The 15282-nt window shown below is 62.5% G+C and carries 16 protein-coding genes, 1 tRNA gene and 1 pseudogene; 7 read left to right on the top strand and 11 right to left on the bottom strand.

The genetic code is table 11. From position 1 onward, the window contains the following. Window position 1: 1 nt before the first annotated feature. Window positions 2-1363 carry a phosphomannomutase gene (locus NKF25_RS23385; RefSeq protein ID WP_253229028.1) on the bottom strand — a complete coding sequence of 454 codons (1362 nt, stop codon included), beginning with the start codon at window positions 1361-1363 and terminating at the stop codon, window positions 2-4. An 82-nt stretch (window positions 1364-1445) separates the two neighbouring features. Between NKF25_RS23385 and NKF25_RS24345 the strand changes: the two genes are divergently transcribed. Continuing rightward, the gene (locus NKF25_RS24345) at window positions 1446-1577 is read left to right on the top strand and encodes a hypothetical protein (RefSeq protein WP_255359158.1); all 132 of its coding nucleotides are present in this window, start codon (window positions 1446-1448) and stop codon (window positions 1575-1577) included. Between the two features lie 18 nt (window positions 1578-1595). On the opposite strand, the gene NKF25_RS23390 is transcribed toward NKF25_RS24345, so the two are convergent. Further along, window positions 1596-2069, bottom strand: a complete 474-nt coding sequence (locus tag NKF25_RS23390; RefSeq protein WP_253229029.1) for a DUF5793 family protein — start codon at window positions 2067-2069, stop codon at window positions 1596-1598. A gap of 241 nt (window positions 2070-2310) precedes the next feature. Between NKF25_RS23390 and NKF25_RS23395 the strand changes: the two genes are divergently transcribed. The 5 genes from NKF25_RS23395 to NKF25_RS23415 all read left to right on the top strand — a co-directional run bounded on the left by NKF25_RS23395 (window position 2311) and on the right by NKF25_RS23415 (window position 7572). After that, window positions 2311-3945 carry a type II/IV secretion system ATPase subunit gene (locus tag NKF25_RS23395; protein WP_253229030.1) on the top strand — a complete coding sequence of 545 codons (1635 nt, stop codon included), beginning with the start codon at window positions 2311-2313 and terminating at the stop codon, window positions 3943-3945. Then, a complete protein-coding gene (locus tag NKF25_RS23400) occupies window positions 3945-6044 on the top strand; it encodes a type II secretion system F family protein (RefSeq protein ID WP_253229031.1) in 2100 nt (699 codons plus the stop codon). The genes NKF25_RS23395 and NKF25_RS23400 overlap by 1 nt, the downstream gene beginning before the upstream one ends. 31 nt (window positions 6045-6075) lie before the next feature. After that, window positions 6076-6717, top strand: a complete 642-nt coding sequence (locus NKF25_RS23405) for a class I SAM-dependent methyltransferase (protein ID WP_253229032.1) — start codon at window positions 6076-6078, stop codon at window positions 6715-6717. Between the two features lie 71 nt (window positions 6718-6788). After that, a tRNA-Gly gene (locus tag NKF25_RS23410) sits at window positions 6789-6859 on the top strand. Window positions 6860-6966: 107 nt separating this feature from the next. After that, window positions 6967-7572 (top strand): methyltransferase domain-containing protein, encoded by a 606-nt coding sequence (locus tag NKF25_RS23415; protein WP_253229033.1) that lies wholly within the window; start codon window positions 6967-6969, stop codon window positions 7570-7572. Between the two features lie 15 nt (window positions 7573-7587). Here NKF25_RS23415 and NKF25_RS23420 read toward each other — a convergent pair whose 3' ends face one another. The 4 genes and pseudogenes from NKF25_RS23420 to NKF25_RS23435 form a co-directional block, all read right to left on the bottom strand. Beyond that, entirely contained in the window at window positions 7588-7917 is a 330-nt protein-coding gene (locus NKF25_RS23420; protein WP_253229034.1) for a hypothetical protein, read from the bottom strand. Then, the gene (locus tag NKF25_RS23425) at window positions 7914-10289 is read right to left on the bottom strand and encodes a penicillin acylase family protein (protein WP_253229035.1); all 2376 of its coding nucleotides are present in this window, start codon (window positions 10287-10289) and stop codon (window positions 7914-7916) included. The genes NKF25_RS23420 and NKF25_RS23425 overlap by 4 nt, the downstream gene beginning before the upstream one ends. A 95-nt stretch (window positions 10290-10384) precedes the next feature. Continuing rightward, on the bottom strand, window positions 10385-10657 hold the full coding sequence (locus NKF25_RS23430; protein WP_253229062.1) for a 2Fe-2S iron-sulfur cluster-binding protein: 273 nt from the start codon (window positions 10655-10657) through the stop codon (window positions 10385-10387). A 50-nt stretch (window positions 10658-10707) separates the two neighbouring features. After that, a pseudogene (locus tag NKF25_RS23435) lies at window positions 10708-12110 on the bottom strand (selenium-binding protein SBP56-related protein). A gap of 326 nt (window positions 12111-12436) precedes the next feature. Between NKF25_RS23435 and NKF25_RS23440 the strand changes: the two are divergent. Then, a complete protein-coding gene (locus tag NKF25_RS23440; protein WP_253229036.1) occupies window positions 12437-13138 on the top strand; it encodes a hypothetical protein in 702 nt (233 codons plus the stop codon). 73 nt (window positions 13139-13211) lie between these two features. On the opposite strand, the gene ndk is transcribed toward NKF25_RS23440, so the two are convergent. The 5 genes from ndk to NKF25_RS23465 form a co-directional block, all read right to left on the bottom strand. Further along, the gene (gene ndk / locus NKF25_RS23445; RefSeq protein WP_066147870.1) at window positions 13212-13670 is read right to left on the bottom strand and encodes a nucleoside-diphosphate kinase; all 459 of its coding nucleotides are present in this window, start codon (window positions 13668-13670) and stop codon (window positions 13212-13214) included. Further along, window positions 13667-13858 carry a 50S ribosomal protein L24e gene (locus NKF25_RS23450; RefSeq protein ID WP_066147867.1) on the bottom strand — a complete coding sequence of 64 codons (192 nt, stop codon included), beginning with the start codon at window positions 13856-13858 and terminating at the stop codon, window positions 13667-13669. The genes ndk and NKF25_RS23450 overlap by 4 nt, the downstream gene beginning before the upstream one ends. Continuing rightward, the gene (locus NKF25_RS23455; RefSeq protein ID WP_007978744.1) at window positions 13858-14085 is read right to left on the bottom strand and encodes a 30S ribosomal protein S28e; all 228 of its coding nucleotides are present in this window, start codon (window positions 14083-14085) and stop codon (window positions 13858-13860) included. Before NKF25_RS23455 ends, NKF25_RS23450 begins: the two co-directional genes overlap by 1 nt. An 11-nt stretch (window positions 14086-14096) precedes the next feature. Continuing rightward, window positions 14097-14459, bottom strand: a complete 363-nt coding sequence (gene rpl7ae / locus NKF25_RS23460; RefSeq protein WP_066147863.1) for a 50S ribosomal protein L7Ae — start codon at window positions 14457-14459, stop codon at window positions 14097-14099. Between the two features lie 190 nt (window positions 14460-14649). Then, window positions 14650-15192, bottom strand: a complete 543-nt coding sequence (locus NKF25_RS23465; protein WP_253229037.1) for a GNAT family N-acetyltransferase — start codon at window positions 15190-15192, stop codon at window positions 14650-14652. Between the last annotated feature and the right edge of the window lie 90 nt (window positions 15193-15282).

Below are 15282 nucleotides of genomic sequence, written 5' to 3' on the forward strand. Positions count from 1 at the left end.
GTTACTTTTTTACACTCGATACGGCGTTCGTTACGATATCCTTTGTTCGGGCGACGAGGTCGTCCACGTCCTCGCTTTCGGCGTAAATTCTGACGTATGGCTCGGTGCCGCTCGGTCGGACGAGGACCCACGATCCATCCGAAAGCTCCGCACGAACCCCGTACTCCGTCTCGACGGTGGCCTCGGGGAACTGTTCGGGGAGCGTCGTTTCGACCCGTTCCATCGTTCCCGTCTTCGCGTCGTCGGGACAATCGACGCTTACCTTTCGATACGGGCGCTCGGTCACGTCGGAACGGAGCGGTTCGATGCCCCCGGCGTCCGCGATGAGTCGCGAGAGCACCGCCGCGCTCACCACGCCGTCGATCCACCCGCCGAACTCCGTGTGAATGTGCTTCCACGGTTCGGCGGCGAACACGACTTCGGTATCCTCGTCGCCGTCTTCGAGTGCCGATGCGATTCCCTCGTGAAGCGACCCGAGTCGGACGCGTTCGACGCGCCCCCCGGCCTCACGAACGCGCTCATCGATTCGTGCCGAGGCGTTTGGCGTCGTCACGACCACCGGGTCCGCGGCCTCGCTGTCCCTCGTGTAATGTTCCGCGAGGATTGCGACGACGGTGTCCTCGTGGACGACATCGCCGTCCGCGTTGACGACGACGATTCGGTCCGAATCCCCGTCGTGGGCCAGTCCGAACTCGAAATCGTCGGCGGCGACGAACGAACGGAGGTCGGTCAGCGTCTCGGGTGTCGGCTTGCTCGGGCGGCCGGGGAAGTGCCCGTCCACGTTCGCGTTGAGCGAGATTACTTGTGCACCCAGCGCTCGGAGGACTTGGGGTGTCGCCACACTCGCCATCCCGTTGCCACAATCGACGGCGACGCGGACGCCGTTCAGCGGTGCACCGTACTCCCGCGCGTACTCCATCACCGCCTTCCGGTACGTGTGGAGAACGTCCTCCCGGGAACTCTCTCCCCACTCGTCCCAGGGGCGAGGCGGCAGGTCGTCTTCGACGCCGGTTTCGACGGCCCGCTCGGCGGTGCGGTCGTACTCCTGCCCGTCGTGAAAGAGTTTGATACCGTTGTCAGTCGGGGGGTTGTGGCTCGCCGTGAGCATGACGCCACGACGACCCTGCGACGCGAACGCGAGTGCGGGTGTCGGAAGCTGACCCGCACGGTAGACGGTTGCCCCGGCACTTTCCAACCCGGCTTCCATCGCGGCGGCCAGTGCCGCGCCGGTTTCCCGTCCGTCGCGGGCGACGACGAACGCCTCTCCCTGTTGTCCAGCGGCCCGTCCGACGGCGAGCGCGAGTTCGGGAGTTACCCGCTCGACGACATCACCGCGGATACCCGCAGTTCCGAACAAGTTCATACGAGAGGCTTCGTATCCTGGTACTTAGGTCCTCTCGATTTCCCCAACAACGATTATGGCACCGTCCGTCGTAGACGTTGACATGAACCTGCCAAGGCTGACGACGCCGAACGGATTGTTCGACTATCTGATCGGGACAATCATCCTCCTCGCGGCAATCGCGGGGATCTATATCGCGGCGGTGATGACCGGCGTCATCGCTCCGTGGTTCTGAAGGCGCGAAAAAGGAGGTTTACAGTTCGACGCCGCTCGGGATGAGACTGTGCTGGCGCAGTAGATTACCGGCGTCGTTGTACACGAGGAACGTACTCTTGTCGTATTCGACCACGTGGTCCCCGTTGATCGCGATATCGACGTGATAGCGGCCGTTCGACTCGTCAGTCTCGTCGCCGTACGCGCGGGCCGCGCGGATGAACCGAAGCACGTCGTCCGCGTCTTCGTTCAGTTCGAGGATGAAGTCACCCGTCGTTCGATTCGTCACGCTCACGACGCCCGTCGCCGACGGGTCGTCGAGACTGGCCTGTAGTCGAAAGGTAACGTCCGTCTCTCCCGCATCGAGAAGATCCCCGGATGGACCGGTAAGCCGCTCACGAAGCGTGGCGGACGGTCCCTCGAAATCGATGATTACCGTCGGTTTCTGGGGCGTCCCGCCTGTTTCGACCCAGTCGATATTTTCGACGTTCAATGTGAAATAATCGCGCCTCATTCCGTACCCGAACCTACGTTCTCGCGTCTCATGAACGTAACGCCATGTACCGAAACGTGAGCACTCCTCTCGAAAGGCAAATAATCATATTCCAATGTCATTTACCGTCTCGGTACCTGTCGAGCCATTGATTTAAGTATCCCCACTTCGATGAGCGTGACAAGATACGTCTCTCACGCGCTGGACAGGGGGAAACCGGAATCGGCCGTCCGGTCCGACGCGTGATGGACACTAGACAAACATGTCGGGGCTAACGTTCAATGAACTGACCGTCCGCGCGCGCGAATTGCGACACACGATTCGGCGCACCGCCGAGATGCTTCGGGGGTCGACCGTAGCGGTCGATGACTACGACCCGACGTCGCACGGCTCGCTCATTACGTTTACTGGTGTTTCGGGATACGAGGAAATCGAACGATACTGGTTGAACGCGCCGTTCGCGTTCGTCTCCATCAACTACGACTCGGGAGCGAACGAGTATCTGTATCACGTCGTCGAACCGGAATTGGACGATTTCGAGGTCGAACTGCTGGACCGGCTGTTTTCGGATCTGCGCGAATCGCTCATCTATCGTCGGGAGATGGGCGGTGAAACGGCCGAGGCCCTCCTCCGTGACGAACTGGGGGAACTGCTCGAAGTGTACGGCGTCGAGGTGGATCCGGCCACGTTTTTCCGGCTTCTCTACTACCTCTTCCGGTCGTTCCGGGGGTTCGGCAAACTCGATCCGCTCATCCACGACCCGCACATCGAGGACATCTCCTGTGACGGCTACGACCTCCCGATCTTCGTCTATCACGACGAGTACAACGACATCGGGACGAACGTCGTCTACTCCGAGGAGGAACTCGACAGCCTCGTCGTCCGCCTCGCCCAACAGTCGGGTCAACACGTCAGCGTCGGCGAACCCGTCGTGGAGGCGACTCTGCCAGACGGAAGCCGTGCGGAACTCGCGCTCGGCCAGGAGGTCACCCCGCGCGGATCGGCGTTCACCATCCGGAAGTATGCCGACGAGCCGTTCACCCCCGTCGATTTGATAAACTACGGTACCTTCGGCCTCGACCAGATGGCCTACCTCTGGTTGGCCATCGAGAACAACAGATCGCTCATCTTCGCGGGCGGGACGGCGTCCGGAAAGACCACCTCGATGAACGCGATTTCGATGTTCATCCCGCCGCGCTCGAAAGTGCTCAGCATCGAGGACACCCGCGAGTTGACGCTGTATCACGACAACTGGCTCTCCTCGGTCACCCGCGACCGGTTGGACGCCGGGAACGACATCACGATGTACGACCTGCTTCGCTCGGCGCTGCGCCATCGTCCCGAGTACATCGTCGTCGGTGAGGTTCGCGGGAACGAAGCGATGACGCTGTTTCAGGCGATGAACACCGGCCACACGACCTACTCCACGATGCACGCCGACAGCGTGCAGACGGTCATCAACCGCCTGGAAAACGAACCCATCAACGTCCCGCGCGCGATGATACAGTCACTCGACATTCTCTCCATCCAGTCGTTGACCTACGTCGGCGAGGAGCGCGTGCGACGGAATCAGGCACTCGCCGAGATCAACGGTATCGACCAACGAACCGGGGATTTGGACTACACGACCGCGTTCACGTGGGACGCGGCAGGCGATACGTTTCATAAACGCGACAGCGGCGTGCTGGATGGGATTCGACGCGACCACGGTTGGACGCAGTCGCAACTGCTCGCCGAACTTCGGGACAGAAAACTCGTCCTTCAGTATCTCCGCGAGAACGGTATCTCGGACTACCGTCGGTTCACCGCGATGGTCAACGAGTACTATGCCGACCCCGAAACCGTCGTCTCGAACGTCGAACGCACCATCGGCTCGCCCGTGGCGGAGTTCGACTGATGGGGTTGCTGAACTTCGTCCCGCTCGTCCTCGCACTCGTTCTCCTCGCACCCGTCGCACTCGCCCCGGTCAGCACGACGGCGTATCGAACCGTCACGCGAGTTTCCCTCCAAACTTTCGGCACCTACGTTCGTGATAGCGGGCGGCGACGGAACCGCCGGGAGGAGGTTCTTCGGGCGGCACACGTCGGTGAGACGTACCGACTGTACGCTTCGAAGACGTGGGTGTACGGCACGTTGGCCGCCATCTCCGGAAGCATCCTCGGGGTTTACGTCGCCGGACTCGTGTTGGCGACCCTCTCCGTGTCCCCTACCGTGCTCCGGAGCGAACTTCCGACGAAGTTGGATTTCCTCGCCGACCTCGTCGTCGTTCCCTCGTTGTCCATCGGTCATCTGTTCGTCCTCCTACTGTTCAGCAGCGCGACGGTCGGCCTTCTCGGTGGGAGGTTAACGTACTGGCTCAGATGGGAGCTACCAGCGTACGAAGGGAACACACGCGCGCGTAAGATCGACAGCAGCCTCTCACGAACGGTCGCGTTCACGTACGCACTCTCCCGAAGCGGGATGGGAATGCCGGACATCATGCGGATTCTGGCACGAAACCGCGACGTGTACGGTGAGGCGGCCGAGGAGATCGCCGTCGGGGTCAAAGCGATGGACCTGTTCGGCCTCGACGTTCTCACCGCCATCAGACAGATGTCGCGTCAATCCCCGAGCGAGAAGTTCGAGGATTTCGGCGAGAACTTGGCGAGCGTCCTCCAGAGCGGCCGGAGTCTCCCGTCGTATCTCAGCGAGCAGTACGAACGTTACCAACGCGACGCGAAAGCCGAGCAGGAGGCGTTCCTCGAACTGCTTTCGGTCCTCGCCGAGGGGTACGTGTCGCTGTTCGTCGTCGGTCCGCTCCTGCTCATCACGATCCTCGTCATCATGGGATTGATGGGTATCGCCGACACGCTTCGGTTCCTCTACCTGACGGCGTATCTGTTGATCCCGCTCGGCAACGTCGGGTTCGTCGTCTACCTCGACAGCATCACCGAATCGCTGCACATCAGCCGCGAGAACCGGACCGCACCGATGGCGACCGTCCCAACGGTTCGTCGCGTGAGCGACCCGGACGCGGGACGGACGGTGAGCGACGGCGGAACGACCGTCTCGAACGCCGAGCGATTGGCCGCCTACGACAAGTTCGAGAACGTTCGAACCGCGTTGACCGAACCGCTCCGAACCGTGCGGGAGAACCCGGACGCCCTGCTGTATCTGACGGTTCCTCTCGCGTTGCTTTCGATCGTCGTTCGAATCCTCCCGGACCTCGCGGCGGGGACGGCGACCATCCCGTCCGCGGACGACGTCGTGGTGCAGGCCGCCCTGTTCGTGTTGGGGACGTACGCCGTCGTCCAATGGAACAATCGCCGTCGGCTCAAAGCCATCGAGGCGGCCATCCCGGACATGCTCGACCGACTCGCCAGCGTCAACGAAGCCGGGATGACGGTCGTGGAGAGTTTTCGGCGGGTGACGAAGGGGGACCTCGGCGCGTTGAACGAGGAGTTGGCGCGCATGGAACGCGACATCGAATGGGGAACCGACACCGCGACCGCGCTTCGGCGGTTCGAAGACCGAATCGATACGCCCACCGTCACGCGTGTGGTGTCGCTGGTGACGAACGCGATGCGCGCGAGCGGCGACATCGGGCGCGTCCTCCGGATCGCGGCGGACGACGCACAGGAATCCAAACGCCTCCAACGCCAGCGCGAGGACGAGATGATGACCTACCTCATCATCATCTACCTCTCGTTTTTGATCTTCCTCGTCATCATCGGGACGCTCTCGGCCATCCTCGTTCCAGCGCTCCAGAACCTCCCATCCGGAAACGCCGCCGGAAGTCCCGTCACGATCGGCGGACTCGGCAACATCTCGACGGTGAACATCCACGCCTACACCGTGGTCTTCTTCCACACCGCGCTCGTCCAGGCCGTCTTTTCCGGCTTCGTCGCGGGCAAGATGGGCGAGGGGAAGGTCCGGGACGGCGCGAAACACGCGACGGCGATGCTCGCCATCGCGTACGTCGCGTTCCTCGTCATCGACTTCGTCGTCTTCTCGTAGGACATTTGAGTTCCCCGCTCGGAGTTCGGGTATGAAACCGACGAGCCACGACGTGCGGGCGACCTACGACCGCATCGCGGCCCACTTCGCGAAGACGCGGGAGTACGCGTGGCCCGAAGTCGAGTCGTTTCTCGACGACCGAGCGGGTGAAATCGGCCTCGACCTCGGCTGTGCCAACGGTCGTCACTCCGAACTGCTCGCCGACCACGCAAAGCGCGTCGTCGGCGCGGACGTGAGCGCGGGCCTGCTCGCGGAGGCCCGAGAGCGCGCGACCGAACGGGAGTTCGACCTCTACTTGGTGCAGTGTGACGCGGCACGGATTCCGTTCGCCGCCGACGCCTTCGACCTCGCGGTGTACGTTGCCACGCTTCACCATCTGCCGACCCGCGAGGCCCGTATCGGGAGTTTAGACGAACTCGCTCGCGTCCTCTCCCCGGATGGCACCGCGCTGGTCAGCGCGTGGAGCACGGCCCACGACAAGTTCGACCGCGAGGAGGGGTTCGACACGACCGTCGATTGGACGCTCCCCGGCGGCGAGACCGTTCCGCGCTTCTATCACATCTACTCGCCCGACGAGTTCCGGGAGGACCTCGAAAACAGCGCGTTGAAACCGGAAGACGTGGCGATTTCGAGCGGGAACTGCTACGCCGTCGTCCGCGGGCGAAAACAGTAACACCCTTAAGCCGGGGTGCACAATTCGAGAGTACACTCGGATGCACGCAACAGCGTGACCGGGTAATGCACGCACCGGTGGTCTAGTGGCAGGACCTGAGCCTTCCAAGCTCATGGCACGGGTTCAAATCCCGTCCGGTGCATTCTTCGATTATCAGGTTTCGAGCAGTGAGCACGTCGGTCGTCGGCGTCGCCTATTTTCGGCGGCAGTGACACCTATATCCCTCCCGTCCATCGTTCAGTTCACACGATGACCGACCCGGATACGATCGAAACCTATCAAGCGGTCGCCGACGAGTATCGAGACCGGAACGCCGACAGGACGGGAGTCGAGGAGTTGGTCGAACGATTTCTCGAAGCGGTTGAAGGGGCGACCGACGGTGACCACGCGCGAATCGCGGACGTCGGGTGTGGGCCGGGGTGGGAATCGGCGACGTTCAGCGATCACGGGCATTCGGTGGTCGGTATCGACCTCACGCCGAACTTCCTCCGGGCGGCGCGGGACGTCGCACCGACTGCGGAGTTCGCGCGGATGGACATGCGCAGTCTCTCCCTCGAATCGGACTCCTTCGACGGCCTCTGGTCGTGTGCGTCGTTTCTCCACGTCCCGCGGGAGGACGCGCCGCCGACGCTGGAGGAGTTCCATCGGGTGCTCGAATCCGGTGGAATCTTTCTCCTCTCGGTCAAACACGGCGAAGGGGAGGTCGACGGCGACGTGTACGAGACGGACGAACGGTCGTTCACGCTCTACCGCCCCGACGAACTGTCGAAGATGGCCGAGGAGGCAGGATTCACGGTGGATTCGGTCAGCGTCGATGCGACCCAGACGTGGCTGCAACTCCTGGCACGTGCGTGATTTTCTTCCTCCGTTTCACACCAGCGTCCGTGCCAGTCCGCCGACCGCGCCGAGGACCAACGGAATCGCGACGGCAAGGGCGGTGATTTGCCCCATTTCGACCCCTCGCCCGAGCGAACCGTGGAGTGCGAGCAGGCCGCCGAAGACGAGCAGTACGAGGACCCCGAACCCGATTCCGGCGAGGACGCCGCGTTTCCAGTTCATCGTCAGCAGACTCACCAGTGCCCCGCCGATCAGCAGGCCGATCCAGTGGAACCACGCGAGTGCGAGGCCGGCGAGTGCGCCGATGGCGATGAACGCCACGCGTTGGATCGGGTCGGCGCGGAGGGCGTCCAGTCGGCTCATCGGTCGCCTCCGAATTCGACGGCGACGTTCCCGCGAATCTCGTGGGTCAGGGGTTTGTACTTCGTGTCCGCCCACCGCTTCAGTTGGTCGTGATAGTGGTCGGAGAAGTAATCGCCCGAATTGCCGCCCGGCAGGATGGCCTCCGAATCTCCCTTCATCGGACAAATCATCCGCCAACTGCTGCCGACCGCCGATTCCTTGCGGTAGTTGTTGACGGTCTGGCTCGACCCGTCGGTCGGAATCACGGGGGAGTTCAGAAACGACTGGTCGAACGGGTGGGTGATGGCCTCCGTCGTGTTGTAGTCGCCGTACACTTCGGCGTCGGACGCATCGATGGCTTCCGTCGCCGTCTCAAGCGCGCGCACCATCGTGGCTTTGCGTCCGTCGCTACCGAACCAGCGACTTCCCCGAAGATGCGCCAACACCCAATCGCGCGAGTAGTAACTGTCGTCCAATCCGGCTTGTTCGAACGTCTTCCCGAAGACCTCCTCACGGAACGCGTCGAACCACTGGACGAACAGCAGGGCGGCCCGCGAGTCGCGTTCCATGCGGTAGTCCCAGTCGGACAGCGTTTTCACGGCCGATTCGAGTCCGTCCTCACCTTTCTCGCGCGCCGCCTCGACCAGCGTCGGAACCAGTGCCTCCGCCCGCTTGTCGAGCGTGTCGTCCTGTATTCCCTCCATCGTCGCCACGTCGATGTCTCCGGATTTCGCCTTCTCGTCCAGCAGTTCGTAGATGCGCTGGGCGCGGTAGGGGCTGGCGTACGCTTCCGACAGATACGGGTCGTTCGTGATCCGCTGATTCGCCGTTGCGATGAGGTCCGGGTCGGTGACGTGTGGCTTTTCGTCGAACGGGACGAACCCCTCCCACGTCGAGACGCCGAACGGTTCGAACCCTTTCCATTCGGCTTCCCCGGCCGACCCGTCGAAGATTCGGTCGCCGCGGACTTGCTTCCCGTCCACCATCCGGCGCGGAATCTTGCCGGTGGTGTAATACAGCGTGTTCCCGTCCCGGTCGGCGTAGACGAGGTTTTGGGTCGGTTCGTCGAACTTCTTCGTCGCCGCGCGCAGGTCGTCCACGCCGTCACTCGTGTTGTACTCGTGAATCGCCAGCGTCGTGTCCGTGGCAGAGTGGCCCGTCCACGCGACGCCGACCCGGTAGCCGTCGCGTTCGAGCACCGGACCGTGGACGGTCTTCCGAAGCGTGGTCGTCCTGTTTGTCCCGTCCGCGACCTCGATCTCCCGCTGTTGGGTTTCGAAATCGCGCCACTCGCCCTTGTAGCGGTATCGGTCGCCATCGATTTCGTATCGGTAAAAGTCGATGACGTCCGCACCCGCGTTGGTGAATCCCCACGCCCCGGCGTGGTTCTCACCGATGACGACGAACGGGACGCCGGGGAACGTGACGCCGCGGACTCGCGTGTCGCCCTGCTCCAGGTTCATCTCGTACCACACCGGCGGTGCCATCAGGCTCAGGTGAGGGTCGTTCGCCACGATGGGCTTGCCGTTCGCCGTGTGCTTCCCCGAGACGAGCCAACTGTTCGACCCGATGCCGTGATCGCGCTCGAAGTTTCCCAACCAGTCGAGTAGCGGCGTTCCGATACCATCGGGGTCGGTGGTATCGGGTGCGGGAATGCTGTTCGACGAGTTCGCCGACGTCGCCGACGTTCCTTCGTCCGTCCCGCGAATGACTGGCGAATCATGATCGAGCCGTTCCGGATACAGCTCCGTGGCCGCCTTTTGGCCGAGTTTCGAGGCCACCTTCGCCTTCCGGAGCGTGAGAAAGCTCCCCGTCAGCTCCCACGAGATCTGTTTTTCCATCAGCATCGTGTCCGCGGGCGTCCACTCCGCCGGTTCGTACTCCAACAGGCCGAACTCCAGCGGGAGCGGTTCGTTCTCGATGTGAGCGTTCACGCCCGCCGAAAACGCCCTCACGAGTTCGCCGGTGTCCGTGTCGGCGATGTGCTTCCACGTCGCTTCCGCCGCCCCCACGAAATCCATCTGAATGTGGAACTCGTCGGAATCGGCCGCCAACTCGCCGACGACGGCCGCCACCTGTCCGGACATTAGCCGACGTTGCAGGTCGAGTTGGAACAGTCGGTCCCGGGCTTGCGCGTACCCCACCGCGAAATACAGCGCCCGCTCGTTCTCCGCCGTGATGTTCGGCACGCCGTCCTCGTCGTACCGGAGCGCCGCCGTTCCGTACTCGCTCTCGACGCTCCCGTCCGTGTCGTCCGTGGCCGTCCCCCACGCCTCCCCGCTCAACGGCGCAAACCGCCGGAGGTAACTCCCGACCGGTGAGAGCGCGCCGCCGACCGCGGTCCCACCGATTATCGCCCCGACGAGCGCCCGTCGCGTGATTTCCCGGTCCATGTGCCGAACTGTTTCGTAGTAGATGTAAATAACGTTATCTTTCAATCATAGGAATTCCCGAACGGGACACGAAAACTACCACGCCGGATCCCCGACTACTTCCACGGATTCGTCACGAGGTCGGCGTGGACCGCGGTTCCGACTTCGATCCGGCAGTCGGTTTGCGGCCGGGCGATACAGAGCAGGACGTAACCGTCCGCCAACGAATCCGATTTCAACGCCCGCGGTTCGCGTTCGTGTTCGATTTCGCCGGACAGCAACCGGCCAGTGCAAGTGGCACACGCGCCGGTCCGACAGCCGAACGGAAGGCCGATTCCTTCTCGTTCAGCGGCATCGAGCACGGACTCCCCGCCGGTTGTGCGAATCACACGCTCCCCGCCATTCCGCCAGTCGAGTCGAACGCGATACTCGCGAGCACTCACTGCCACACGTCGCTCGTGCAGTCGCCGTCGGGCCACCGGATTTCGTGTGCCCGGGCGGGGCCGTTCGGCATCTCGCCGAAGTCCACGAGGAAGTCCTCGTCCAGCGTCATCGTTCCTTTTCGTGGGTTCACATCGGCTTTGAGCATCACCGATCCCTCCTCTTTCTCCTCCGGGTAGAACTGGTTGTCCCACGTGGAGAACAGCGAGGTCGTCCAGTAGAGACGCTCGCCGTCGATGCTGAGTTGGAGCATCTGCGGTCCGGCGACTACTTCCCTATCGTCCTCACCCGTCGGGTGTCGCGGACCGAACAGTCCACCGGCCCAGAGTTGATCGGACAACCGCGGGTTCGACGGGTCGCTCACGTCGTACATCCGCACGTCGCCGTGGAGCCAGTTCGAGAAGAACAGGTATCGATCATCCATCGAGACGACGAGGTCGGTGATGAGACCGGGAACCGGCATGTCCCAGTCGTCGTGTTCGCGCGATTCGACGTCGATGACCTTCTCCGCGAACCACTCCTTTCGCGCTCGTAGAAGTGGAAGATGTTCGAGGATAGCGCCGCACCGACGTAGCCGTGGGCGGACTCCGGACTGTGCAGGAAGCGGACTTCCAGCGGAATCATACCCTCCTCGCCGAGGTCGATGGTCTGCTGGAGCTGTCGCTCCGTCCAGTCCCAGAAGTGGAGTTTGTGGCCGTACTTGCCCGCCTCGACGTCCTCCAAATCGAATCCCGGATAGTAGGTCTTCGGCGCGGCCCACTCCGAGGAGACCATCACGTTGTGGCGTGGCTGATACCAGAAGTCGTAGTTCATCTCCATCTCGCCCGGCGGGTCCCATCGCCCCTCGATTTCGAAGTCGTCGTTCAGTTCGAGAAAACCGCCCGGCAGGTCGCCGTCCTCGTTCCCCAGCATCGAAATGAGGATTTCCCCGTCCGGAATGCAGTGGACGGTGTGCGGTGCCGAGAGGTCGTACTCGTACACCTCCTCGGGTTCGATGACCTTGACGATTTCCGGGTTCTCCCGGTCCTTCGTGTCGATGATGTGCAGTCGGGACGAGCGCTGGCCCGGTACCACGAGGTGCCGTCGTTCCAGTCCCTCGACGTGACAGGACGACGAACAGGCGTTCCACCCGAAGTGGTGCAGTTCGTCGCCCTTGTTCGGCATCTCGACCCGGTCGATGACCTCGGTGTACGTGTCCGACTCCGGGTTCACGTCCACGACCGACAGGAAGTCCGGCGCGTCCACGTCCGTCCCGACGTACAGCGACGGCACGTACGCGATCTCCTCGCGCTCGGCCTCCTCGATGGCGGCCTGCGGCGTGGCATATCCCGGCCCCTCCACGTCGTGGTGGTGTTCGTGCTCTTCGTGCGCTCCGCTTTCCGATGTTTCGGTATCGCTCATCGTGATCCCCCCTCAATTATGGGCTTCGGTAGCAATCGTCGTGACGGGGTGCTTTGCGGCAAGTATTGCCGTAAAATGAGTGGTTAACACGACAATCTTCGTCACGCCCAGAATCGCACGGCACTCCGAACATTTCCAGACGGTTACGGTGCTAAGCTTCGCGTCCGTGTCGCTCTCCACGATTTCGATCAGGCCTCGCCACAGGCGATGCAGTGACCGATACCACGAAACTGCCGAATTCGGTCACCTACTTTGCGGCCTTCGGCGTCGCTTAACCAACCCGAACTGCCACAACTGCTAACAGTTATCCTCGCGAACCAGACGACGTGTTCTTTCCGACATCGCTCGTCGTCGGCGTGCTCGCTTCCAGCGCGCTGGTGATGGGTAGTTCACTCGGCACGTTCTGGACGCCGTCGGACGACGTGGTGGCGGCCGCGTTGGCCTTCTCCAGCGGCGCGCTCATCACCGCGTTGACCTTCGATTTGTTCGAAGAGGCGTTCAACATGGGCGGCCCGTGGTACGCCGGAGCGGGGTTGATGGCCGGTGCGGCGGTGTTCGTCGGTGCCGATATGCTCATCGACCGCTACGCGTCGAGCCAGTCCGGGTTCGCCCTGCTGGCCGGTGTCACCCTCGACGGCGTGCCCGAGAACACCGCCCTCGGCGTCACCATCGGCGGCGCGGGACACGTCCACTATCTCACCCTGCTGGTCGCCATCTTCGCCTCGAACTTTCCCGAATCGCTCAACGGTGCGACGGACATGCAGGGTCAGGACTATTCGAGGAAGGACATCATAGGCCTCTGGGTGCTCGTCGCCGGACTGCTGACCGCCGCCGTCGTTATCGGAAGCGTCGTCTCGGCCGGATTCGGGGACAAACTGCTCTCCTTCGTTCGGGCGTTCGCCGGAGGTGCGGTGCTCGCGTCGCTCGCCGTGACCGTCATCCCCGAGGCGTTCGACGAGGGCGGTCCGCTCGTCGCGATTGCAACGGCGGCCGGGTTCCTCCTGACGTTCGTTCTGACGAGCGGGTAGCGTCCGAGCGAAATGGCCGTCGCTCATCGACTAACTTCCAGAAAATGAATTCGTAATCTGCAACGTCAGTGGCTTATTCGTACAGCCACTCGGCGTCGACTTGCTCGTAATCGACCAGTTCCTCTTCGTCGAAGAACAGGCCGATTTCGCGCTCGTTTGCGCCCTCGTCCTCGTGGTCCGAACCGTGGATCACGTTTCGGCCGAGGTCGAGACCGAAGTCGCCACGGATGGTGCCCGGGGCGGATTCGGCTGGGTCGGTTTCGCCCATCATGCGGCGAACCTGTCGTGTTGCGTCTTGCCCTTCCCAGACCATCGCGAAGACCGGGCCGGACGTGATGAACTCGACGAGGCCGTCGAAGAACGGCTTGCCCTCGTGTTCACCGTAGTGGTCGTGGGCGAGTTCCTCGCTGATCTGCATGAACTTGCCGCCGACCATCTTCAGTCCGCGGTCCTCGAACCGGGAGACGATTTCCCCGATGAGACCGCGCTGAACGCCGTCGGGCTTGACCATCACGAAGGTTCGTTCGCTCATTCGTTACCACTCTCTGCTTGGCCGGCCTCGGTCCATTCGAGGTCGCGCGGTTCGCGCCCGAGGTCGGCGTTCTTCTCGCACTTCGCGGAGCAGTAGTGGATGGTCGTTCCGTCTACGCGGACGAACATCGTTCCCGTGCCGGGTTCGATGTCGTTTCCGCAGTAATCACACTCGCGTGTCTGTGGCATTATTGTCCTCCGATGGAGTCTGCCTCACGTGCGGTCTCTCGCAACTGGAGCACGTCGCCCTCTCGGACCGGCCCGAGACAGTTGCGAGTGATGATTCGCCCTTGGTTGCTACCTTCACGGATGCGGCACTTGACCTGCATGGCCTCGCCGTGCATCCCCGTCTTACCGACGATTTCGATGACCTCGGCGGAGGTGGAATCCTCCTGTCCGGTCTCTTCAGCACTCATCGTCTACCACCTCACCGAAGTTCCTCGACCTTCGAGGCGATGTCGTCCACGTCGTCGCTGGCTTCGCCAGCGTCAACGATGGCGGCGGCGGCGCTGCCGACTTCGAGTCCGGCCGCGTGACCGACATCGTCCTGCGTCTCGACGAAGATGAAGGAGATTCCCTTCTCGTCGGCGAGTTCGGGCAGGTGCATGACGATTTCCTCCGGCGTCACGTCTTCCGCGACGTAGATGAGGTCGGCGTTGCCGCGCTCGACTGCCTTGGTCGTCTCGTTCGTTCCTTTCTTTACACTTCCTGTGTCCCGTGCGACTTCGAGCGCGTCGAGCGCTCGGTCCTGCAAGTCAGCTGGGACGTCGTAATTGACGTATACTGGCATAGGTTGTTCACCTCTCCTACGCGCTGGCTCAGGCTCCCCTGCCGGATGAGTCCTGTACGGCTAGGAGCATCATCAACCCCGCGTAGGTTGTACCCTCCAGTAGAGTATGCCCCCATAAAAACGCTTTCAAATCCATGACGGGGTGCCACGGTGGCGCACACGCTCCTATCGGGCGATTTCGGAGGATTATTCATGGGACTCGAAACCGCCGTCCCACTCCTCGCGGAGCAGGCCGTAAACGAAGGTATCGTGGTACCCCCCCACGCCAAAACGTGTGGTCACGAAGTCGGCCCTCCCGCTGGAATCCCAATCGCTCCACGAGTCCCTGTGACCCGTCGTTGAAATCCCCGATTCGAGCGAACACGCGATGGAGTCCTCTGGTGCCGAAGGCGTACCGGAGGAGCAGCGAAACGGCTTCCGTCGCGTAGCCCTCGCCCTGCCAGTCGGAATCGAGCCAGTAGGCAATCTCGCCGTGGTCGCGCTCGACGCGGAACAGGTTCGCCTCGCCGATCGGTTCACCGTCCACACAGACGAGGAAGTTCGAATCGCCGTTGTCCGCCGAAATCGTGTTCTCGAAGAACTCCTCGGTCTGCTCGTGGTTGTACGGTCGGACGAACCCGAGCGACGTTCGGATGGCCGGATCAGTTCGAGCGCGCTGGATGAAGTCGACGTCCTCCCGTTCGGTCGTCCTGAGTTCGACTCGTTCACCGGAGCAGAAGATGGGGCCAGGCATGCTCGTACCGAAACGGACGAATGACAAAAACGTTTCAATTCACCGTTCGACTGGGCAATTTCCCGGTCGAAACGTTTCCGACGAATCCGA

Origin of the sequence: Haladaptatus sp. AB643 (assembly GCF_024136975.1) — an archaeon.
Classification (GTDB): Archaea; Halobacteriota; Halobacteria; order Halobacteriales; family Haladaptataceae; genus Haladaptatus.